General features: G+C 65.9%; 19 protein-coding genes. 8 read left to right on the forward strand and 11 right to left on the reverse strand.

What is annotated here, in order from left to right; all coding sequences use genetic code 11:
- Positions 1-245 (reverse strand): tripartite tricarboxylate transporter TctB family protein (locus CYJ10_RS08230; RefSeq protein ID WP_146001999.1); only part of this gene is annotated, 245 nt, incomplete at its 3' end.
- A gap of 369 nt (positions 246-614) precedes the next feature.
- Between CYJ10_RS08230 and CYJ10_RS08235 the strand changes: the two genes are divergently transcribed.
- Positions 615-2423 (forward strand): potassium/proton antiporter, encoded by a 1809-nt coding sequence (locus CYJ10_RS08235; RefSeq protein WP_101680995.1) that lies wholly within the window; start codon positions 615-617, stop codon positions 2421-2423.
- On the opposite strand, the gene CYJ10_RS08240 is transcribed toward CYJ10_RS08235, so the two are convergent.
- The 3 genes from CYJ10_RS08240 to CYJ10_RS08250 all read right to left on the reverse strand — a co-directional run bounded on the left by CYJ10_RS08240 (position 2395) and on the right by CYJ10_RS08250 (position 5243).
- Positions 2395-3393, reverse strand: a complete 999-nt coding sequence (locus CYJ10_RS08240) for a Bug family tripartite tricarboxylate transporter substrate binding protein (protein WP_101680996.1) — start codon at positions 3391-3393, stop codon at positions 2395-2397. The two genes, CYJ10_RS08235 and CYJ10_RS08240, sit on opposite strands and share 29 nt — an antisense overlap.
- Positions 3394-3463: 70 nt before the next feature.
- Positions 3464-3919: a DUF2214 family protein gene (locus tag CYJ10_RS08245; RefSeq protein ID WP_101680997.1), complete on the reverse strand. Its 456-nt coding sequence runs from the start codon at positions 3917-3919 to the stop codon at positions 3464-3466.
- 103 nt (positions 3920-4022) lie between these two features.
- Positions 4023-5243: a CaiB/BaiF CoA transferase family protein gene (locus CYJ10_RS08250; RefSeq protein WP_101680998.1), complete on the reverse strand. Its 1221-nt coding sequence runs from the start codon at positions 5241-5243 to the stop codon at positions 4023-4025.
- A 250-nt stretch (positions 5244-5493) separates the two neighbouring features.
- On the opposite strand from CYJ10_RS08250, the gene alaS reads away from it, so the two are divergent.
- On the forward strand, positions 5494-8118 hold the full coding sequence (gene alaS / locus CYJ10_RS08255; RefSeq protein ID WP_101680999.1) for an alanine--tRNA ligase: 2625 nt from the start codon (positions 5494-5496) through the stop codon (positions 8116-8118).
- A gap of 78 nt (positions 8119-8196) precedes the next feature.
- On the opposite strand, the gene CYJ10_RS34595 is transcribed toward alaS, so the two are convergent.
- The 5 genes from CYJ10_RS34595 to CYJ10_RS08275 form a co-directional block, all read right to left on the reverse strand.
- Positions 8197-8322 (reverse strand): hypothetical protein, encoded by a 126-nt coding sequence (locus CYJ10_RS34595; protein WP_257993170.1) that lies wholly within the window; start codon positions 8320-8322, stop codon positions 8197-8199.
- Between the two features lie 48 nt (positions 8323-8370).
- Entirely contained in the window at positions 8371-8814 is a 444-nt protein-coding gene (locus CYJ10_RS08260; RefSeq protein ID WP_101681000.1) for a hypothetical protein, read from the reverse strand.
- Positions 8815-8990: 176 nt separating this feature from the next.
- Positions 8991-9746 carry a slipin family protein gene (locus CYJ10_RS08265; protein ID WP_101681001.1) on the reverse strand — a complete coding sequence of 252 codons (756 nt, stop codon included), beginning with the start codon at positions 9744-9746 and terminating at the stop codon, positions 8991-8993.
- An 18-nt stretch (positions 9747-9764) separates the two neighbouring features.
- A complete protein-coding gene (locus CYJ10_RS08270) occupies positions 9765-11273 on the reverse strand; it encodes an NfeD family protein (protein ID WP_101681002.1) in 1509 nt (502 codons plus the stop codon).
- Positions 11274-11381: 108 nt separating this feature from the next.
- A complete protein-coding gene (locus CYJ10_RS08275; RefSeq protein WP_101681003.1) occupies positions 11382-12269 on the reverse strand; it encodes a LysR family transcriptional regulator in 888 nt (295 codons plus the stop codon).
- 124 nt (positions 12270-12393) lie between these two features.
- Here CYJ10_RS08275 and CYJ10_RS08280 point away from each other — a divergent pair, with 124 nt between their 5' ends.
- The 6 genes from CYJ10_RS08280 to CYJ10_RS08305 all read left to right on the forward strand — a co-directional run bounded on the left by CYJ10_RS08280 (position 12394) and on the right by CYJ10_RS08305 (position 16712).
- Positions 12394-13638 (forward strand): YbfB/YjiJ family MFS transporter, encoded by a 1245-nt coding sequence (locus CYJ10_RS08280; RefSeq protein ID WP_101681004.1) that lies wholly within the window; start codon positions 12394-12396, stop codon positions 13636-13638.
- Positions 13639-13726: 88 nt separating this feature from the next.
- Positions 13727-14500, forward strand: coding sequence for a class II aldolase/adducin family protein (locus CYJ10_RS08285; RefSeq protein WP_101681005.1), 774 nt, complete (start codon positions 13727-13729; stop codon positions 14498-14500).
- Between the two features lie 22 nt (positions 14501-14522).
- The gene (locus tag CYJ10_RS08290; protein ID WP_066731596.1) at positions 14523-14711 is read left to right on the forward strand and encodes a 4-oxalocrotonate tautomerase; all 189 of its coding nucleotides are present in this window, start codon (positions 14523-14525) and stop codon (positions 14709-14711) included.
- Positions 14712-14753: 42 nt separating this feature from the next.
- On the forward strand, positions 14754-15782 hold the full coding sequence (locus CYJ10_RS08295; RefSeq protein WP_101681006.1) for a threonine aldolase family protein: 1029 nt from the start codon (positions 14754-14756) through the stop codon (positions 15780-15782).
- A gap of 93 nt (positions 15783-15875) precedes the next feature.
- Entirely contained in the window at positions 15876-16472 is a 597-nt protein-coding gene (locus CYJ10_RS08300; RefSeq protein ID WP_101681007.1) for an NUDIX domain-containing protein, read from the forward strand.
- Positions 16473-16484: 12 nt separating this feature from the next.
- Positions 16485-16712: a sulfurtransferase TusA family protein gene (locus tag CYJ10_RS08305; RefSeq protein ID WP_008645216.1), complete on the forward strand. Its 228-nt coding sequence runs from the start codon at positions 16485-16487 to the stop codon at positions 16710-16712.
- A gap of 113 nt (positions 16713-16825) precedes the next feature.
- On the opposite strand, the gene galU is transcribed toward CYJ10_RS08305, so the two are convergent.
- Positions 16826-17701 (reverse strand): UTP--glucose-1-phosphate uridylyltransferase GalU, encoded by an 876-nt coding sequence (gene galU, locus CYJ10_RS08310; protein ID WP_101681008.1) that lies wholly within the window; start codon positions 17699-17701, stop codon positions 16826-16828.
- Positions 17702-17804: 103 nt separating this feature from the next.
- Complete coding sequence (locus tag CYJ10_RS08315; RefSeq protein WP_101681009.1) at positions 17805-20672, reverse strand: valine--tRNA ligase; 2868 nt, start codon at positions 20670-20672, stop codon at positions 17805-17807.
- Between the last annotated feature and the right edge of the window lie 221 nt (positions 20673-20893).

The following is a 20893-nucleotide window of genomic DNA, read 5'->3' on the forward strand; positions in this document are numbered from 1 at the left end:
ATCCACAGCAGGATCTTCAGGTCCCAGCGGGCCAGGTGATCTTCTTCCGCCTTGGACGACAGCGAACCCCACAGTACGAGCGCGCCCAGAATGGCGAGCACGATGCCGAGCCAGAACGGGAAGTATCCCGGTCCCATCTTGGCGGCTGTGCCCATGGAATAGCCACGGGCGACGAAGGAAAAGCTCAAACCGACCAGAATGAACATCAGGCCGGAGGCAAAGTCCTTTTGGCTACGTATGCGCAAAATGATTCTCCTCGATATGACGCAGCTTTGACTGCTTGAAATCGTCGCGACAAGGGCTCCCCCGTTCGCGGCAGGGTGGAAGGTAAAAGCGCATCCTTTCAGCTACCTTTCATATGTCTGCATAAAGTGGCAACCTCAGGGTATGTCCCTACGCAGACGTCTGAAAGCTTTCGGTAAGTCGTTGACGATACAAGAAAAAGTGCAGGGAATACGCGGATGGAGGGCGCAGCAGAGTGGTGCTGCGCCGGACGGAAACGGACAGACCGGCGGCGCGCGGCCACCTATCATCGAAGGCGAGTGAAAGCTTTCGCATGGCCTGACATCCCCCCAACAAGAAATACCGGACAGGAACAAAGACAGGAGGCCCGCTTGGAAGCCATCGACCATGCCATCCTGATCGGCGCCCTGGTGATGACGCTGGGCATCCTGCTCGGGGTGTTCTCGGCCCGCTTCGGGGTGCCGTTCCTGCTGGTGTTCCTGGGCGTGGGCATGGCCGCCGGCGTGGACGGCCCGGGCGGCATCCGCTTTTCCAATACCTGGCTCAGCTTCCTGGTGGGCAATATCGCGCTGGCCGTGATCCTGCTCGACGGCGGGCTGCGCACGCGCTTTGCCACGTTCCGCGTGGCGTTGAAGCCGTCGCTGTCGCTGGCCACCGTGGGCGTGGCCCTGACCGCCGTGCTGGTGGGATTGTTTGCAACATGGATGCTGGGCATCGACTGGAAGCTCGGGCTGCTGCTGGGCGCCATCGTCGGGTCCACGGATGCGGCCGCCGTGTTCTCGCTGCTCAACAGCAGCGGCATCCGGCTCAAGGACCGCGTGGCCAGCGTGCTCGAGATCGAATCGGGTATCAACGACCCGATGGCCATCTTCCTGACCTTGACCCTGATCGAATGGATCACCGCGCCGCAGGGCCTGTCGCCCGGCGCGCTGGCCCTGCGGCTGCTGGTGCAGTTCGGGGTGGGCGGCTTGCTGGGCGTGGGGCTGGGCTATTGCATGGCCAATGTCATGGAGCGCGTCAACGTGGCCGAGGGGCTGCAGGCCATCCTGATCTGCTCCGCCGGCTGCATGATCTGGGCCGTCGTCCAGTCATTCGGCGGCAGCGGCTTCCTGGCCGTCTATCTGGTGGGGATGATGGTCGGCAACCGCGACCGCGCCGTCAGCGAGGACGTATTGCGCGCCATGGACGGCATGGCGTGGCTGGCCCAGTCCGCCATGTTCCTGCTGCTGGGGCTGCTGGTGACGCCGCACCGGATCTGGGATATCGCCGTGCCGGCCCTGGCGCTGGCCGGGTTCCTGATGTGCGTGGCGCGGCCCGTGGCGGTCTTTGTCGCGTTGCTGCCGTTCAAGTTCAGCTCGCGCGAAAAGGGCTTCCTGGCCTGGATAGGCCTGCGCGGCGCGGTGCCGATCGTGCTGTCGCTGTTCCCGCTGCTGCAGGGCATGGAGGATGCCGGACTGCTGTTCCGCGTGGCGTTTGCCGTGGTGCTGGCCAGCCTGCTGTGCCAGGGCACCACGGTGGCGCTGGCCGCCCGGCTGGCGCGTGTGCTGCGGCCGGCGTATGACGAGCCGCTGTCGCGCGAGCGCCTGCGCGGCGTGCGCGCCCCGGGCATGGAGATGATGCAGTTCCTGGTGGCGCCCAATTCGTCGATGGAGGACCTGCGCGCGGATCAGATTGAACTGCCGTCGCGCAGCCGGCTGGTGACGGTGGCCCGCGAAGGCGCGCTGATGCCGCTGGACCAGGTGGTGCTGCGCGCGGGGGATATCGTGTCGATCCTGGCGCCAAGCCCGGCGATGCCGCGCCTGTCGCGCCTGTTCCTGAAGCCGGCCACGCCGCCTGCGTGGGATCAGGTGGCGCATGATTTCCTGCTGGACGGGCAGGCCAGGCTGGCCGACGTGGCGGCGCTCTACGCCACGCGGCCGCTGCAGGCGGCCCAGCAGGAAAAGACGCTGGAGGAAGCGATGCTGGCGGCGTTTCCGTCGCCGCCGGTGGAGGGCGATGCGGTGGAGATCGCCGGTTTGCGGCTGACCGTGACCCGCATGGAGGGGCCGCGCATCGCGCAGGTAGGGTTGCTGCTGCCGCGCAATGCGGCCGAAGACGCGAGGGACGGCAAGGACCGCCTCTGGCGCATGCGCGACAAGGCGCGCGGATCGCTTAGTCGACCTTCGCGCCGGAAACCTTGACCACCTGGCCGTACTTCTTCAGTTCACGCTGGATCAGCGCGCCGAACTGCTCGGGCGTGGTGGGCGCCGGCTGGGCACCGATACGGGCCAGGCGCGCCTTCATGTCGTCGGTCTTCAGGATGGCCACGATGTCGTGATTGAGGCGGTCCACGATATCGCGCGGCGTGCCGGCCGGCGCCAGGACGCCAAACCACGTCGAAATGTCGAAGCCCTCAAGCCCCAGCCCCTTGCCGGCCTCGGCAATGGTCGGCAGTTCGGGGAACGATGCCGCGCGGCTGGCCGTGGTCACGGCAAAGGCCTTGAGCTTGCCGGCCTTGATGTTGGCCGACGCCGACGCCAGGTTGTCGAAGATCAGGTCGGTCTGGCCCGACAGCACCGACAACTGCGCCGGCGACGCGCCGTTGTACGGGATATGGACCATGCTCACGTGCGCCATGCTCTTGAACAGCTCGCCCGACAGGTGGCCGGCGCTGCCATTGCCGCCCGACGCGTAGTCAAGCTTGCCCGGGTGCTTGCGCGCGTATTCCACCAGGTCGCGCACGTTGTTGATATGCAGTTCGGCGGCCTTGCCCGGGTGCATCACCAGCACGTTCGGCACGTCGGCCACCAGCGTGACCGGGGCGAAATCCTTGACCGGGTCGTACGGCATCTTCGTGAACAGCGTGGGATTGATGGCGTGCGTGGCCACGGCGCCCATCACGAGCGTGTAGCCGTCGGCCGGCTGCTTGGCCACGTAGTCGGCGCCCAGGTTGCCGCCCGCGCCGGGCTTGTTCTCGACCACAACGGGCTGGCCCAGGCTATCGCGCAGCTTCTCGCCAATGGCGCGTGCCACGGTGTCCAGCGGGCCGCCGGCCGGGTAGGGCACCACGAAGCGGATCGGCTTGGTCGGCCAGTTGGCGGGGGCGGCGTGAGCCGGAACGGCCAGCGCCGTGGTGACGGCCAGCGCGGCCGTGAGCAGGGTCTTCAGCATGTCAAACGTGGAAAAGGATGGGAATCTTTGGGCCGGCGCGTACGTTGCGCGTCGGTGGTGGTCGTGCCTCTTAGCGGATGCCGATGCCCCGGGCCATCATCACGGCACACAGCGGCAGCAGGATCACAAGATGGGCCTCGATCATCACCCAGCGCCGAGCCTTCCTGATTTCCGCCGGCGTCGGCACGAAATCGGGTAGCCGTTTGGCCTGCTTGCGCCAGCGGGCAATGGCGAAGGTCGGCGGCAGCGAGCACAGCGCGATCACCACGAACACGGTCATCTTGGCGTGGAACCACGGATTGTGGATGTAGAAGTCCACGCCCTTGGCACCATAGAACAGGCGCAGCAGGCCGGTGGCCAGCGTCGCCATGGCCGACAGGAAATAGACGAAATCGTAGATCGACAGGCGGCGGACAGCGGCCGGGGTCATGTCCGGACGCAGCACCACGGCTTCGGCGGCCATCAGCGTAATCAGCAGGAAGATGGCCGTGAAGTGCAGGAACGCGAGCAGGGCATCGGTCAGCATGCATTCTCCTAAGGATGGAAAAACGTCATGATCACCGGCCCGCGCGCCCGCCAAAGGCAGGCGCGGTCAAGGTCTGGTCAGTTTCCGACGAATCTGGTTCGCGTCAGACCACACCCTTGGCACGCAGGGCGGCGATGTGTTCGGCACTGTAGCCGAGTGTCTCGTCCAGCACCACATCGGTGTGCTCCCCGAGCAACGGGGGGTGGCGCAGCGCCTCGGGCGGCGTGGCGCTCATCTTCATCGGGCTGCCGACCAGCTTGACCGTGCCGCCCGTGGGGTGGGGCAGGTCCACGCGCAGGCCGCGCGACACCACCTGTTCGTTCTCGAAGACTTCGTCGAGCGTGTTGATCGGGCCGCACGGCACGCCGGCTTTCTCCAGGTCGAGAATCCACTGCTCGCGGGTGCGCGGCAGGACCATCTCGGCCAGGATCGGCACCAGCGCGTCGCGATGCGCCACGCGCTGCGGGTTGGTGGCAAAGCGCGGGTCGTCGGCCAGTTCGGGGCGGCCGCCGGCGGTCACGAACTTGCGGAACTGGCCGTCGTTGCCCACCGCCACGATGATCCAGCCATCGGCGGCATGGAAGGTCTGGTACGGGACGATGTTCGGGTGGGCGTTGCCCCAGCGCTTGGGCGCCACGCCGCTGGCCAGGTAGTTGGTGTTCATGTTGGCCAGCATCGACACCTGCACGTCGAGCAGGGCCATGTCGATGTACTGGCCTTCACCGGTGCGGTCGCGGTGGGCCAGCGCGGCCAGCACGGCGATGGTGGCGTACTGGCCGGTCATCAGGTCGGAAATCGCCACGCCGGCCTTCTGCGGGCCGCCGCCGGGCAGGTCGTCGCGCTCGCCGGTCAGGCTCATGAAGCCGCCCATGCCCTGGATGATGAAGTCGTAGCCGGGGCGCTGGGCGTACGGGCCGGTCTGGCCGAAGCCGGTGACCGAGCAGTAGATGATGTCCGGCTTGACGGCCTTGAGCGATTCGTAATCCAGGCCATACTTCTTCAGTTGGCCAACCTTGTAGTTTTCCAGCACCACGTCGCTCTGGGCGGCCAGGTCGCGTACCAGTTGCTGGCCTTCGGGCGTGCTGATGTCGCAGGTCACCGACCGCTTGTTGCGGTTCGCGGCCAGGTAGTAGGCGGCCTCGGCCGTGTCGCGGCCGTCGGGCGTCTTGAGCCAGGGCGGGCCCCAGATGCGGGTGTCGTCACCTGCGCCCGGGCGCTCGATCTTGATCACGTCGGCGCCGAAATCGGCAAGATTCTGGGCGCACCAGGGCCCGGCGAGCACGCGGGTCAGGTCGAGGACGCGAAGATGGCTTAAGGCTCCCATGGCGGTGGCGGCTGGCAGTTCTGAGGAGCCAGCACTCTATCACCGGCCAACCGGGCCGACGCCTCGGGGCGGGGCGCTGGTCCGTGTTCCGTGGGCGATAACCGGACAGGCGGCGCCGCGCCATGCCTGGCCCCAACACAGGCGCGGCGCGCCAGTGCCCCGGGACGGGGCTTCCCCGTATAATCAACGGTTTGCAAATCCAACCTGACTGACTGCGCCCTGCCACGACGCGGGAGGCGCCCGATACAACATGAAAGTCTCCGACATTCGCAGCAAGTTCCTGCAGTTCTACGAGTCGAAGGACCATACCGTGGTCCGCTCGTCCAGCCTGGTGCCGGCGAACGACCCGACGCTGCTGTTCACCAATTCGGGCATGGTGCAGTTCAAGGACGTGTTCCTGGGCACCGACAAGCGTCCGTACTCGCGCGCCACGTCGTCGCAGCGTTCGGTGCGCGCCGGCGGCAAGCACAATGACCTCGAAAATGTGGGTTACACCGCACGTCACCACACGTTCTTCGAGATGCTGGGCAATTTCTCATTTGGCGACTATTTCAAGCGCGATGCCATCCAGTACGCCTGGGAGCTGCTGACCAAGGTCTACCAGTTGCCGGCCGACAAGCTGTGGGTGACGGTGTACGCCGAGGACGACGAGGCCTACGACATCTGGGCCAAGGAAGTGGGCGTGCCGACCGACCGCATCGTGCGCATCGGCGACAACAAGGGCGCGCGCTACGCGTCGGACAACTTCTGGCAGATGGCCGACACCGGCCCCTGCGGCCCTTGCTCGGAGATCTTCTACGACCACGGTCCGGAAGTCTGGGGTGGCCCACCGGGATCGCCCGAGGAAGACGGCGACCGCTACATCGAGATCTGGAACCTGGTGTTCATGCAGTTCAACCGCGACGAGCAGGGCAACATGACGCGCCTGCCCAAGCCGTGCGTGGATACCGGCATGGGCCTGGAGCGCATTGCCGCGGTGCTGCAGCACGTGCACAGCAACTACGAGATCGACCTGTTCCAGGCGCTGATCAAGGTCGCCGGTCGTGAAACGCATATCGCCGATCTGAACCAGAACTCGCTGAAGGTTATTGCCGACCATATCCGCGCGTGCTCGTTCCTGATCGTCGATGGCGTGATTCCGGGCAACGAAGGCCGTGGCTATGTGCTGCGCCGTATCGTGCGCCGCGCGATCCGTCACGGCTACAAGCTGGGCCAGAAGACGCCGTTCTTCCACAAGCTGGTGCCGGACCTGGTGGCGCAGATGGGCGAAGCCTATCCGGAACTGGCCGACGCCCAGAACCGCGTGGTGGAAGTGCTCAAGGCCGAGGAAGAGCGTTTCTTCGAGACGATCGAGAACGGCATGTCGATCCTGGACGGCGCCGTGGCCGAACTCAAGGCCGGTGGCGGCAAGGTGCTGGACGGCGAACTGGCGTTCAAGCTGCACGATACGTTCGGCTTCCCGCTCGACCTGACGCAGGACGTGGCGCGCGAGCAGGAAATCACCGTCGACGAAGCGGCCTTCGACGCCGCGATGACGCGCCAGCGCGAGCAGGCCCGTGCCGCCGGCAAGTTCAAGATGGCCGCCGGCCTGGAGTACACGGGCGACAAGACCGTGTTCCACGGCTATGACGCGCTGAGCATGGAAGGCGCGAGCGTGACCGCGCTGTACGTCGATGGCGCTTCGGTCGACACGATGCAGCCGGGCCAGACCGGCGTGGTGGTGCTGGACAACACGCCGTTCTACGCCGAATCCGGTGGCCAGGTCGGTGACCAGGGCACGCTGGTGGCGGGCGCGGCCGTGTTCACCGTGGCCGATACCACCAAGGTCCAGGCCGACGTGTTCGGCCACCAGGGCACGCTGGCCAACGGCGCGCTGAAGGTGGGCGACAAGGTCGCGGCACAGGTGGACGCCGTCCGCCGCGCCCGCACCGTGCGCAACCACTCGGCCACCCACCTGATGCACAAGGCGCTGCGCGAAGTGCTGGGCACCCATGTGCAGCAGAAGGGCTCGCTGGTCGATCCGGACAAGACGCGTTTCGACTTCTCGCACAACGCGCCGGTGACCGATGACCAGATCCGCCAGATCGAGGAAATCGTCAACGCCGAGATCCTGAGCAACGCGCCGACCGTGGTCGCCGTCATGCCGTTCGACGACGCCGTGAAGAGCGGTGCCATGGCACTGTTCGGCGAGAAGTACGCCGACGATGTGCGCGTGCTGTCGATCGGCACGTCGAAGGAACTGTGTGGTGGCACCCACGTGACCCGCACCGGCGATATCGGCCTGTTCAAGATCGTCGTGGAAGCCGGCGTGGCCGCAGGTATCCGCCGCGTGGAAGCCATCACCGGCGACAACGCGCTCCACTACCTGCAATCGCTCGACGCGCGCCTGAACGAGGCCGCTGCCGCGCTGCGCGCCCAGCCGTCGGAACTGGTGCCGCGTATCGGCCAGGTGCAGGACCAGGTTCGCGCGCTGGAAAAGGAACTCGAAAAGCTGAAGAGCAAGCTGGCTTCGTCGCAGGGCGATGAACTGGCATCGCAGGCCGTGGACATCAAGGGTCTGAAGGTGCTGGCCGCCCAGCTCGAAGGTGCCGACGTGAAGACGCTGCGCGAAACGATGGACAAGCTCAAGGACAAGCTCCAGAGCGCCGCCATCGTGCTGGCCGCCGTCTCGGACGGCAAGGTCAGCCTGATCGCGGGCGTGACTGCCGACGCCACGTCGAAGGTCAAGGCCGGCGAGCTCGTCAACTTCGTCGCCCAGCAGGTGGGCGGCAAGGGCGGCGGCCGTCCGGACATGGCCCAGGCCGGCGGTACCGACCCGACGGGTCTGCCGAAGGCGCTGGCGGGCGTGACGGAATGGGTGTCGGCGAAGGTCTGATGCCCAGGTGCCTGACTGCCCGAAGCTGCTGTGAGAGAAACGCCTGCGCAAGCAGGCGTTTTTTTTTGCCTGCGTGTCCTAGCTCTTCATTGATGCGGCAGAAAACGTCCAGTAGATCAGATAGGCGACGTAGCACGAGTAGATGGCCAGAATTGCAAACATGATCTTCCAGCGCCGTGGCGTTTCGTCCAGAAAGCGTTTCATGAATAGCGGCACGTCATGCTCCTTTTGCTGTGATGAAGAAAGAGGGATTCATGTCGTGGCTGGCTGAACGACATGCAGGTACGCAAGGAAATACAGGGTCGCGGTGATGGAAGTCAGGACCAGCGAATAGCGCAAAATCCCGTTGGCGATGCAGGGTGTGCCGGAAGCTGCCATGCATGACTCCATGGCGCCAAGCACGATGCCGGCCGCGCTTAGTGCGATCACGCAGATATGTGCACCAAGGTAGGCCAACGACAGGTGGTAGTCAGGGGAAGAGCCCCCGATCGCTCCGCTCAGCATGTAACATGCGCTGGCACTCATTGGCAGGGCGGCCCAGAGCATCTGGCCGTGACCGATTGCGCGGCGAAACACGCCGCGGCTGTGCTCGCGAAAGAAGTTTGGCAGTCTGGCGAGGGGCAGCAGCGCCAATGGGGCCAGCAACGGCACTGCGATGTTGATCAGGAACCAGCCTGAATGTTCGAGTGATCGCATGTCTTGTTCGAGGATAGGGTTCAGAAGATAGGTCGGTGCCGGACCACGACATCGACCACATTCCCATCCTATGTGGGCACCCGCGCCCCCGCCAATAAGACAGCTCTCAAACTATAGCCCGCAAGGCAAATCCCTTTGCCCGCCATCAACCCAGCCGAAACATATCGGCCCCCCACCTACTTCCCCCCGCCCCCCATCAGCGCCGACACGATGTCGATCGGCAGCGGAAACACGATTGTCGAGCTCTTGTCGCCCGCGATCTGCGTCAGGGTCTGCAGGTAGCGCAGCTGCATGGCCTGAGGCTGGCGCGCCAGCATCTGGGCGGCCTCAAGCAGCTTTTCCGATGCCTGGAGTTCGCCTTCGGCATGAATGATCTTGGCGCGCCGTTCGCGCTCGGCCTCGGCCTGGCGGGCGATGGCGCGCACCATCGACTCGTTCAGGTCGACGTGCTTGATCTCGACGGTTGATACCTTGATGCCCCAGGCATCGGTCTGGGCATCGAGCACCTTCTGGATATCGAGGTTGAGCTTCTCGCGCTCGGCCAGCATTTCGTCGAGTTCGTGCTTGCCCAGCACCGATCGCAGCGTGGTCTGCGCAAGCTGGCTGGTGGCTTCCAGGAAGTTGGCCACCTGGATGATGGCGCGTTCGGGGTCCACCACGCGGAAGTAGACCACCGCGTTGACCTTGACCGATACGTTGTCGTGCGAGATCACGTCCTGCGGCGGCACGTCCAGGACGACGGTGCGCAGATCCACGCGCACCATCTGCTGTACGGCCGGAATGATCAGCACCAGGCCCGGGCCCTTGACGCGCCAGAAGCGGCCCAGCATGAACACTACCCCCCGTTCGTACTCGCGCAGCACGCGGAACGCGGACACCACCAGCAGAACGAGCAGGAAGATCAGGCCACCGAAGCTGAATCCGAATGCCATGTTGGGCTCCTTGTTGTGTCAGGCATCGTGAATCGACGTGACATCCAGTACCAGGCCGCGACGGCCGGTCACGCGCACGGACTGGCCGCGCGCCAGCGGGCGATTGCTGCGGATGCGCCATTGTTCCCCGCGAACCATCGCCCAGGCGTCGGTCGGGTCAGTCGGGTCGGCTGTATCTGTCACCACCACGCCGACGCTGCCCACCAGCGTGTCGGCCCCGCTGACCACGGGCCGGCGCCGCGCGCGCAGTAGCAGCGCTGACATGCCGCACAGGAACACCGCCGAGATACCGGACAGTGCGGCAATCAGCGACAGCGGCACGCCAAAGGCAGGCACGTCGGTGTCGATCAGCATCACCGCCCCGAACGCGAACGCAATGATGCCGCCCACGCCGACCGCGCCGAACGTCGGCAGGAACACCTCGGCCACCATGCATCCCACGCCAAACGCAATCAGCGCCAGCCCGGCGTAGTTGATGGGCAGCATCTGCAGCGCGAACAGGCCCAGCAGCAGGCAGATGGCCCCGGCGATGCCTGGGATCACCATGCCCGGCGTGGAAAACTCGAAGATCAGCCCGTAGATGCCGATCATCATCAGGATCAGGGCCACGCTCGGGTCGGTGATGACCGCCAGCAGGCGGCTGCGCCAGTCGGGTTCCAGCGTGACGATGGGTGCGCCGGTCGTGTGCAGCGTGCGCGTGGCGCCGGCGGCCTCGATCTGCTTGCCGTCCAGTTGCCGGAGCAGGGCGGGCAGGTCGGGCGCCACCAGGTCGGCCACTTTCTGCGCCACGGCTTCGTCGGCGGACAAGCTCACGGCTTCGCGCACGGCCCGTTCTCCCCATTCGGCATTGCGGTGCCGCAACTGCGCCAGGCCGCGGATATAGGCCGATGCGTCGTGCATCTGCTTGCGCGTCATGGTGTCCTCGCCGGCCGGGGCGCTGGCGGGCGCGGATGCCGGGGCAGGCGCGGCCTCGGGCTTGGGGCCGCCGATGCCGATGGCCACCGGGCTGGCCGCGCCCAGGTTCGTGCCGGGCGCCATGGCGGCCACATGGCTGGCGTAGAGGATGTAGGTGCCGGCGCTGGCTGCGCGTGCGCCGCCAGGATAGACGTAGGTGGCCACAGGCACCGGCGACGCCAGGATGGCCTGGATGATGTCGCGCATCGATTTGTCCAGGCCGCCGGGTGTGTCCATTTCCAGCACGATCAGCTGGGCGCCCTGCTTGCGGGCGCGCTCGATGCTACGCACGGCGAAGCTGGCGCTGGCGGGGCCGATCGCGCCCTGCACCGGGACGACGTAGACCGGGGCCACCGACGTCTGCGTCGCCGCGGCAGCGGGATTGGAAGGCGTGGAAGGCGTGGAGGGCGTGGAGGCCGTGGAAGGGGCAGGCGCCGGGACCGTCTGGGCCAGCGCGCCGGAGACCGACAGCAATACTAGGCCCAGGCAGGCCAGCGCGAGCCAATGGCTCCAATGCCAGTGCCAGTGGCCGGCAGGCGGCAGTGGCCGGTGCAACGCAAAAGCGTGTGTCATGGCGGGGCGCGGCCCGCCGTGAATGCCGTGGTCGCGCCACTTTCAGTGTAGGCGACCGGCCACATCCTGCTGAACGAAGCGAACGCGCCGGTGACTTGCTCAGGCCACTCAGGCCACTGCGCGGGTATCGTCGAGCGTACCCGCCCGATCGGGCAGCATATCGGCCAGCGCCAGCAAGGCGGCGCCTGCCATGGACGGATGCCAGGTCAGCACGGTGGTGACGCGCCCGGTGTCGCCCAGCGGATGGATGCCGATCTGCGGCAGGTTGCGATAGAGCGCCAGCACCGATCTCGGCACGATGCCGATGCCAATGCCGGCCGCCGCGCAGGTCACGATGGCGTGATACGAGCCAAGCTGGATCACGCGGCTCATGCCCCGGCCGCACTGGCCGAACCACTGCTCGAAGCGGGTGCGATAGTTGCAGCCGGTCTCGAACGCCAGCAGCGTGGCACGCTCGATGTCCTCGGGCGACTGGATCGGACGATGGCTCGTGCTGGACACGATCACCAGCTCTTCGTCGAATGCCGGCAGGCTGACCAGATCGGTGTCGCCCAGCGGCTCGGCCACGAACGCGCAATCCACCTCGAAGCGGCGCACGGCGTCGAGCGCCTTGCTGGTGATCAGCGTGACCAGTTCCAGCTCCACGTCAGGCCACTGCTGGTGATAGGCGGCCAGCACGTTGGGCAGCCGGCTGGCTGCTGTGCTTTCCATCGACGCGATACGCAGGCGTCCATGCGGATGCGCCGGCTGCACCGCATGCTTGGCTTCCTCGGACAGTTGCAGGATGCGGCAGGCATAGTCGAACAAGGTCTGGCCGGCGGGCGTGAGCACCATGCGCCGCCCATCGCGGACAAACAGTTCCACCCCCAGCGCCTGCTCAAGCTGCCGGATGCGCGTGGTGACGTTCGACTGCACGCGGTGCAGCCGCTCGGCGGCCCGCGTGATGCCGCCGGTTTCCACCACGGTACGAAAAATCTCCAGTGCGGCCAGGTCCATATGCGATTCCGATTCGTTTTGAGATGGGCTACATCTCAATTATTCATTTTCCGTGATGGATCGTTCGGGCATAGCATAGTCAACAATTCGTAAATGCTCCAGATGTCCGGCTGCCCCCAATCCGATGCCTCGCTTGCCCCTCGCCAACGTTGACGTTTCCGCCAGTTCTGCCGCCGCCCGGTCAACCGCCGGGCCGCTGGCCGTGGCGCTGGCCGGCCTGGTGTCGCTGGCGCTGGCCATGGGCATCGGCCGCTTCGCCTTCACGCCGCTGCTGCCGATGATGCTGCACGACGGCACTGTGACGCTGGCCGAGGGCAGCGCGCTGGCGACGCTGAACTACATCGGCTACCTGCTGGGTGCGGTGCTTTGCCTGTTTATCCGGCCAGACCCGGTGCGGATGGTGCGCGGCGCCCTGGCGCTGACCGTCGTCCTGACGCTGGCGATGGCGCTGCCGGGCGGCATGCCGGCATGGCTGGCCTGGCGCACGCTGGCCGGCATCGCCAGCGCCCTGGTGATGGTCTACGGCACCGCCTGGTGCATGCAGCGGCTGGCCGAACTGGGCCATCCCACGCTGGGCGGGCTGATGTTCTGCGGCCCTGGCATCGGCATCGTGGTGACCGGTCTTTCCGCCTTTGGCATGGTCGGCGCAGGGTGGCAGGCCAACTGGGGGTGGATCACCTTCACGATACTGGGCGCCGTGATGCTGCTGCCCGTCTGGCGGGTCTACGGATCACCGGCCCCGGCGCCCCTGCACGGGGCCACGGCCGGTGCGGCAAGCGCGGCGGCGCCGACGCCACGGCTGGACGTCGAGACCTGGGCGCTGACGCTGGCCTACGGCCTGGCGGGGTTCGGATACATCATCACTGCCACGTTCCTGCCGGTTATCGCCCGGCATGCCATGCCCGGCAGTGTCTGGGCCGACCTGTTCTGGCCGATCCTGGGCGCCGGCGTGGCGGTGGGGGCGTGGCTGGCCACCCGGGTCGGCATGCATCACGACAATCGCCGCATGATGATGGTGCTGTACACGTTGCAGGCGGTGGGGGTGGGCGTGGCCGCCGTGTGGCCGACCGTGGCCGGATTTGCGCTGAGCAGCCTGCTGGTGGGCCTGCCGTTCACCGCGCTGGTGTCGTTTGCGATGCGCGAAGCCCGTCGCCTGTGGGGCGGCCGGGCCGCAAAGCTGATCGGCCTGATGACGGCTGCCTACGCCATCGGGCAGATCGCCGGGCCGCCGCTGGCCACGGCCCTGGTGGCGCGCACCGGCGGATTCGCCGCCTCGCTGGGCGTAGCGGCGCTGGCGCTGCTGGCAGGCGCGCTGATCTATCTGTGGATGTGGCGCACGATGCCGGTGGGTGGACACACGCCGCGCTAGCGACTGCGCTACAGTATCGGCTTCGCCGCTCACTCGACCCGGACGCCCCCTGCGCCGGCGCTGCAGGGCGGCGCGAAAGCCAAGCCCCATGTCTTTTGCCTTGCAGCCCGGGCGTGCCACCGGCCCGGCCCTGCCCATCAGTCCCGAGGAAGCGCGCGTCCGCGTAGACCTGGCCGCCGCCTACCGGCTGGCCGCGCTGGAACGCTGGGACGACCTCATCTACACCCATATTTCGGCCACCGTGCCCGGTGAGCCCGACCAATTCCTGATCAACCCGTTCGGCTTTGCCTTTGACGAGATCCGTGCCTCGGACCTCGTGAAGATCAATGGCCGGGGCGAAGTGGTGGGCGAGACCGTGCATCCGGTGAACGTCACCGGCTTTGCGCTGCACGCGGCCGTGCATGCGGCGCGTGCCGATGCCCATTGCGTGATGCATCTGCATAATACCGCTGGCATCGCCGTGTCGGCCCAGGCCGAAGGGCTGCTGCCGTTGTCGCAGCATGCGATGCGCTTTTACGGCCGCATGGCTTACCACGACTACGAAGGGCTGGCCTTCACGCCGGCCGAAGGGGCGCGCCTGACCACGTCGCTGGGCGGCCATCCGGCCATGCTGCTGCGCAACCACGGCACGCTCACTGTCGGCCGCACGGTGGCGGAGGCCTATGTGCTGATGGCCACGCTGATCAAGGCATGCGAGATCCAGCTTGGCGCGCAACTGGGCAGCGCCACGGTGCAGCCGTCGGCGGCTGTGGCCGACAAGACGTCGCTGCAGCTGTTCGACAACGGCGCCGTCGAGGGCGTGATGGAATGGCCCGCGCTGCTGCGCAGACTCGATAAAATCGAGCCCACCTACAAAGACTGAGAATTCATCAAGGAGCCATGCAATGCCCACGTTTCACGTAGAGATGTTTGAAGGCCGCACCGTTGAGCAGAAGCGCAAGTTCGTCGAGGAAATCACGCGCGTCACGTGCGACACGCTTGGCTGCTCGGCCGGCGCCGTCGACATCATCATCACCGACATCAAGCGCGAGAACTGGGCCACCGGCGGTGAACTCTGGCTCGACAAGAAGTGATTTCAGGCAGGGTTTGATCCGATGACTTCCGCCGTTTCCGCCATGCAGCAGTTTGCCTCCGACAACTACGCCGGCTTTTGTCCGGAATCGCTGAAGTATTTTCTGGAGGCCAACGCCACGGGCCATGAGAAAGCCTATGGCGACGACAGCTGGACGCAAAAGGTGTGCGATCGCATCCGTGACCTGTTCCAGACCGATTGCGAGGTCTTTTTCGTGTTCAATGGCACGGCCGCCAATTCGCTGGCGCTGTCGTCGCTGTGCCAGTCGTACCACTCGGTGATCTGCCACGAGCTGGCCCATATCGAGACCGACGAATGCGGCGCGCCGCAGTTTTTCTCGAACGGCTCGAAGCTGCTGACGGCGCCCGGCGAGAACGGCAAGCTGACGCCCGATGCCGTGGAGGACCTGGTGACGCGCCGGTCCGACATCCACTACCCGAAGCCGCGCGTGGTGTCGCTGACGCAGGCCACCGAGGTGGGCACGGTCTATTCGGTGGACGAGGTGCGCGCCATCGCGGCCATCGCCAAGCGCCGGCAGTTGCGCGTGCATATGGATGGCGCGCGCTTTGCCAATGCGGTGGCGTCGCTGGGCGTGCATCCGTCCGAAATCACCTGGCGTGCCGGCGTGGATGTGCTGTGCTTCGGCGGCACCAAGAACGGCCTGCCGGTGGGCGAGGCCGTGGTGTTCTTCGACCGCCGGCTGGCCGAGGATTTTGCTTACCGGGTCAAGCAGGCCGGGCATCTGGCGTCGAAGATGCGCTTTATCTCGGCGCCGTGGCTCGGCATGCTCGAAAACGACGTGTGGCTCAAGAATGGACGCCATGCCAACGCGATGGCCACGTTGCTGGCCCAGCGCATTGCCGATGTCCCGGGCGTGCGCATCATGTTCCCGACCCAGGCCAACGCGGTGTTTGCCGAGTTGCCGCTGCCGGCTATCGAGGTCCTGCGGGCCAAGGGCTGGCTGTTCTACACGTTCATCGGCGCTGGCGGTTGCCGGCTGATGTGCGCGTGGGATCTGCAGCCCGAAACGGTGGAGGCGTTTGCCGCCGACATCCGCGCCGCATGCGTCTGACCGGCCGGATGCCCTGATGGCCTGATCCGCGCGATCTCCACGTTTCGCGCGATTCCCACACTACGATAACCAGAAAGTCCCAGGAGCCCCACGATGCAACCCTATCGATTCTGCCCGCGCTGTGGCGCGGAGCTGGAACATCTGCCGATGTCCGGGCGGTTTCGCCATGCCTGCGTGCGGGACGGCTGCGGTTTTGTGCATTGGGACAACCCGTTGCCTGTGCTGGCGGCCGTGGTCGAATACGAGGGCAAGCTGCTGCTGGCGCGCAATGCGGCCTGGCCGGAGAAGATGTTTGCGCTGGTCACCGGCTTCATGGAGCGCGACGAGACGCCCGAACTAGGCGTCGCACGCGAACTCAAGGAAGAGACCAATCTCGATGCCGTGTCGGCCTCGCTGATTGGCGTCTACGAGTTCATGCGCAAGAACGAGCTGATCATTGCCTACCACGTGCGGGCGGAGGGCGACATCCGGCTGTCCGAGGAACTGGTCGAGTACAAGCTCGTGGCGCCGGACAAGATGCGCATCTGGAACGCCGGCACCGGGTTTGCCGTGGCGGACTTCCTGGAACGGCGCGGCTTGCCGGTGCGTTTCTTCGATCGGGCCACGGGCGAGGACATTGCCGACCCGCGCCGGCCGACCGACTTCAGCCTGGCCAGCGCTTCGCTACAATACGGCATCAATCAGAATTAGAAGGTGAGAGGAATGGACTTCCAGAAAGAAGTGGACGCACGCGGCCTGAACTGCCCGCTGCCGATCCTGCGGACCAAGAAGGCACTGGCCGACATGGCCAGCGGCGAAGTGCTGAAGGTGCTGGCCACGGACCCCGGCGCCACGCGCGACTTCCAGGCTTTCGCCAAGCAGACCGGTAACGAACTGCTGTCGCACGCCGAAGTGGACAAGGTGTTCGTGTTCTACATGAAGCGCCGCTGAGCAGTACCCCTGTTTTCGTCTCTCTCCCGCTTGTGGGAGGGGCGCTAACAATAAAAAACCACCTACGGAGAGGCGGTTTTTGTTTGGGTCGGCACCCTGGCCGATAGGACTGGTCAGCCGCGCTGCGCCAGGTAGGCGCTGAACTCGTCGCGCACTTCGGGGTGCTTGAGCGCGAATTCCACGGTGGCCTTCAGGTAGCCGAGCTTGCTGCCGCAGTCATAGCGCACGCCCTTGTAGCGGTAGGCCAGCACCTGCTCCTGGTCCAGCATCGCCTGAATGGCGTCGGTGAGCTGGAACTCGCCGCCGGCACCGGGCTTGAGGTTGCGGATGTGGTCGAAGATGCGCGGGGTCAGGATGTAGCGGCCCACCACGCCCAGGTTGGACGGCGCGTTCTCGGGCGCCGGCTTTTCGATGATGCCGGACATCTTGATCACGCGGTCGTCCCACTCGCGGCCATCGACCACCCCGTAGGAGCGGCTCTGTTCCGGCGAGATTTCCTCGACGCCCAGCACCGAGCAGTTGTAGTGGTTGTAGATATCCACCATCTGCTTCATCACGGGTTCGTTTTCCTCGCCATCCAGCAGGTCATCGGCCAGCATGACGGCGAACGGCGCGTCGCCCACTAGCCGGGCGGCGCACAGCACGGCGTGGCCCAGGCCCAGCGCCTCGGGCTGGCGCACGTAGAAGCACTCCACGTTCTTGGGCTTGATGGAGCGCACGACGTCAAGCAGCGCCTGCTTGTTCTTGGCTTCAAGCTCCATTTCCAGTTCGTAGGCCTTGTCGAAATGATCCTCGATGGCGCGCTTGGAGCGGCCCGTGACGAAGATCATCTCGTTGATGCCTGCGGCCATGGCTTCTTCCACGGCGTACTGGATCAGCGGCTTGTCCACCACCGGCAGCATTTCCTTGGGACTCGCCTTGGTGGCGGGCAAGAATCGTGTGCCTAGCCCGGCAACGGGAAAGACGGCCTTGGTGACGCGGTTTTCCATTTCAGCTTCCTTTTTGATCCGGTGTAATACCGTGCCGCACGGGGCAGGAACCGTCTGTCAGGTTTCGTCCGACTTACAGTCCGGACGGACCTGACCATCACATTCAGGACGGCAGACGCTGTAGTTGATCCTGCAGTTTCGCCAGCGTCTGTTCGAAATCGGACAAACGCTGTGTCTCCTGTGCCACCACGGCCGGAGGTGCCTTCGCGACAAAGCTCTCGTTGGAGAGTTTGCCACGGCACTTTCCGATCTCGCCTGCGATCCGCTCAATCTCCTTCGACAGGCGGGCGCGCTCGGCCACCACGTCGATCTCGATCTTGAGGAGCAGGTGGTTGCCGCCGACGATGGCCACCGGGGCGCCAGCGCCTTCGCGCTGCAGCTCCGCCTCGTCTTCGAACACCTTCACTTCGGAAAGTTTCGCCAGCGCCTGCACCTGGGCGGCGGCTTCCCTCAGGAAGGCACTGTCGCCGTGGGCGTACAGCGGAATCCGCTGGGCCGGCGAGATGTTCATCTCGCCACGCAGGTTGCGGCAGGCGTCGACCACGGCCTTGAGTTGGGCCACCCATGCCTCGGCAGCCTCGTCGATCTTGGCGGCGGCCGGCAGCGGGTACGCCTGCGTGGCGATGGTCTCGCTGCCGTCGCCCTTGGCGCGGTCGGCCAGCGGCGCTACCTTCTGCCACAGTTCCTCGGTGATGAACGGAATGACCGGGTGGGCCAGGCGCAGCACCGTCTCCAGCACGCGCAGCAACGTACGGCGCGTGGCGCGCTGTTGCGCCACGGTGCCGGTCTGGATCTGCACCTTGGCCAGTTCCAGGTACCAGTCGCAGTACTCGTCCCAGACGAACTTGTAGATCGCGCTGGCGATATTGTCGAAGCGGTACTCGTCGAAGCCCTTCGCGACATCGGCCTCCACGCGCTGCAGCAGCGACACGATCCAGCGGTCGGCCTGCGAGAAGTGCAGGTAGCCGTCCGGGCCGCAATCCTTGTCGCACGGGCCCATGCCGCAGTCATGGCCCTCGGTGTTCATCAGCACAAAGCGCGTGGCGTTCCAGAGCTTGTTGCAGAAGTTGCGATAGCCCTCGCAGCGGCCCGTGTCGAAGTTGATGTTCCGGCCCAGCGTGGCCAGCGACGCGAAGGTGAAGCGCAGCGCATCGGCACCGAAGGCGGGAATGCCGTCCGGGAATTCCTTCTTCGTCTTGCTCTCGATCTTCGGCGCGTCCTTGGGACGGCGCAGGCCGGTGGTGCGCTTCTTCAGCAGCGGATCGAGGTCGATGCCGTCGATCAGGTCCACCGGGTCCAGCGTGTTGCCCTCGGACTTGCTCATCTTCTTGCCTTCGGAGTCGCGCACCAGGCCGTGGACGTACACAGTATGGAACGGCACCTTGCCGGTGAAGTGCTTGGTCATCATGACCATGCGCGCCACCCAGAAGAAGATGATGTCGTAGCCGGTGACCAGCACCGACGACGGCAGGAAGTGCTGCAGTTCCGGCGTTTCCGCCGGCCAGCCCAGCGACGAGAACGGCACCAGCGCGGACGAGAACCACGTGTCGAGCACGTCTTCCTCGCGGCGCAGCGGGCCGGTGCTGCCGGCCGCCTGTGCCTTGGCGCGGGCCTCTTCCTCGGTACGGGCGACAAAGCACTGGCCGGCATCGTCGTACCACGCCGGAATCTGGTGGCCCCACCACAGCTGGCGGCTGATACACCAGTCCTGGATATTGCCCAGCCACTGGTTGTAGGTGCTGATCCAGTTCTCGGGCACGAGCTTGATCTCGCCGCTCTGCACGGCGTCCAGTGCCACCTCGGCGATCGAGCGGCCCGGGTTGAAGGTGCCTTCCGGTGCCGGCTTGCTCATCGCGACAAACCACTGGTCGGTCAGCATCGGCTCGATCACGCTGCCGGTGCGCTCGCTGCGCGGCACCATCAGCTTGTGCTTCTTGACCTCGCCCAGCAGGCCCTGGGCCTCCAGGTCGGCCACCATCTGCTTGCGGGCGTCGAAGCGGTCCATGCCGGCGTAGGCGGCCGGCGCGTCGGCCACCACCTTGGCGTCCAGCGTCAGGATCGACAGCTGGGGCAGGTTGTGGCGCTGGCCCACGGCGTAGTCGTTGAAGTCGTGGCCAGGGGTCACCTTGACCACGCCGGTGCCGAATTCGCGGTCGACGTACTCGTCGGCAATTACCGGGATCTTGCGATCGGTCAGCGGCAGATGCACGAACTTGCCGATCAGGTGCGCGTAGCGCTCGTCCTCGGGGTGAACCATCACCGCCGTGTCGCCCAGCATCGTCTCGGGACGCGTGGTGGCCACGGTCAGGTGGGTCAGGCCGCGCACGGTGTCAGGCTCGGCCAGCGGGTAGTGGATATGCCAGAGCGAACCTTCTTCCTCGACGCTGTCCACTTCCAGGTCGGACACCGCCGTGCCCAGAACCGGATCCCAGTTGACCAGGCGCTTGCCGCGGTAGATCAGGCCCTGTTCGTGCAGGCGCACGAAGACCTCGGTCACGGCCTGCGACATCTCGGGCGACATCGTGAAGTATTCACGCGTCCAGTCGATCGACGCCCCCATCCGGCGCACCTGGCGCGTGATGGTGGAGCCCGATTCTTCCTTCCAGGCCCAGACCTTCTCGGTGAACTTCTCGCGGCCCAGGTCGTGGCGCGACACGCCCTGCGCTTCCAGCTGGCGTTCCACCACGATCTGCGTGGCGATGCCGGCGTGGTCGGTGCCCGGCACCCACAGCGTGTTGGCGCCGCGCATGCGCGCATGGCGGGCCAGGCCGTCCATGATCGTCTGGTTGAACGCGTGGCCCATGTGCAGCGTGCCGGTCACATTCGGCGGCGGCAGCTGGATGGCGAAATCGGGACGGTTCGCGTCGAAAGTGGGCTGGGCGATGCCGCGGCGCTCCCATTCGGGGCCCCATTTGGCCTCGATGGCGGCGGGTTCGAAGCTCTTGGCAAGGGACTGGTCTTCTGCGGTCATGCTCGGATGTCTGGGATGCTTGGAATGCGGATCGGGGCTCGGACCGGCTCGCGGCGGGGCGGGCGGCGGCATTCGGCCGGGGAAAACGTCAAATTATAGGGGAGCCGGCGTACCGATGCGCATTTCCGGGCCTGGAGCGGGTACTCGGGCACGCCCGCGCAACGGCTGCCGACAGGTCCGGGCGGTGGCCGCCGGTATAATTGCCGCCTACTTTACCGGCC

The organism is Cupriavidus pauculus, from assembly GCF_002858765.1.
Taxonomy (GTDB): domain Bacteria; phylum Pseudomonadota; class Gammaproteobacteria; order Burkholderiales; family Burkholderiaceae; genus Cupriavidus; species Cupriavidus pauculus_B.

Excerpts from the sequence above, each read along its gene's own strand:
- CYJ10_RS08240 (WP_101680996.1), bottom strand. The coding sequence starts at position 3,393 with ATGCTGAAGACCCTGCTCACGGCCGCGCTGGCCGTCACCACGGCGCTG.
- CYJ10_RS08245 (WP_101680997.1), bottom strand. The coding sequence starts at position 3,919 with ATGCTGACCGATGCCCTGCTCGCGTTCCTGCACTTCACGGCCATCTTC.
- CYJ10_RS08250 (WP_101680998.1), bottom strand. The coding sequence starts at position 5,243 with ATGGGAGCCTTAAGCCATCTTCGCGTCCTCGACCTGACCCGCGTGCTC.
- alaS (WP_101680999.1), top strand. The coding sequence starts at position 5,494 with ATGAAAGTCTCCGACATTCGCAGCAAGTTCCTGCAGTTCTACGAGTCG.
- CYJ10_RS34595 (WP_257993170.1), bottom strand. The coding sequence starts at position 8,322 with ATGAAACGCTTTCTGGACGAAACGCCACGGCGCTGGAAGATCATGTTT.
- CYJ10_RS08260 (WP_101681000.1), bottom strand. The coding sequence starts at position 8,814 with ATGCGATCACTCGAACATTCAGGCTGGTTCCTGATCAACATCGCAGTG.
- CYJ10_RS08265 (WP_101681001.1), bottom strand. The coding sequence starts at position 9,746 with ATGGCATTCGGATTCAGCTTCGGTGGCCTGATCTTCCTGCTCGTTCTG.
- CYJ10_RS08270 (WP_101681002.1), bottom strand. The coding sequence starts at position 11,273 with ATGACACACGCTTTTGCGTTGCACCGGCCACTGCCGCCTGCCGGCCAC.
- CYJ10_RS08275 (WP_101681003.1), bottom strand. The coding sequence starts at position 12,269 with ATGGACCTGGCCGCACTGGAGATTTTTCGTACCGTGGTGGAAACCGGC.
- CYJ10_RS08280 (WP_101681004.1), top strand. The coding sequence starts at position 12,394 with ATGCCTCGCTTGCCCCTCGCCAACGTTGACGTTTCCGCCAGTTCTGCC.
- CYJ10_RS08285 (WP_101681005.1), top strand. The coding sequence starts at position 13,727 with ATGTCTTTTGCCTTGCAGCCCGGGCGTGCCACCGGCCCGGCCCTGCCC.
- CYJ10_RS08290 (WP_066731596.1), top strand. The coding sequence starts at position 14,523 with ATGCCCACGTTTCACGTAGAGATGTTTGAAGGCCGCACCGTTGAGCAG.
- CYJ10_RS08295 (WP_101681006.1), top strand. The coding sequence starts at position 14,754 with ATGCAGCAGTTTGCCTCCGACAACTACGCCGGCTTTTGTCCGGAATCG.
- CYJ10_RS08300 (WP_101681007.1), top strand. The coding sequence starts at position 15,876 with ATGCAACCCTATCGATTCTGCCCGCGCTGTGGCGCGGAGCTGGAACAT.
- CYJ10_RS08305 (WP_008645216.1), top strand. The coding sequence starts at position 16,485 with ATGGACTTCCAGAAAGAAGTGGACGCACGCGGCCTGAACTGCCCGCTG.
- galU (WP_101681008.1), bottom strand. The coding sequence starts at position 17,701 with ATGGAAAACCGCGTCACCAAGGCCGTCTTTCCCGTTGCCGGGCTAGGC.
- CYJ10_RS08315 (WP_101681009.1), bottom strand. The coding sequence starts at position 20,672 with ATGACCGCAGAAGACCAGTCCCTTGCCAAGAGCTTCGAACCCGCCGCC.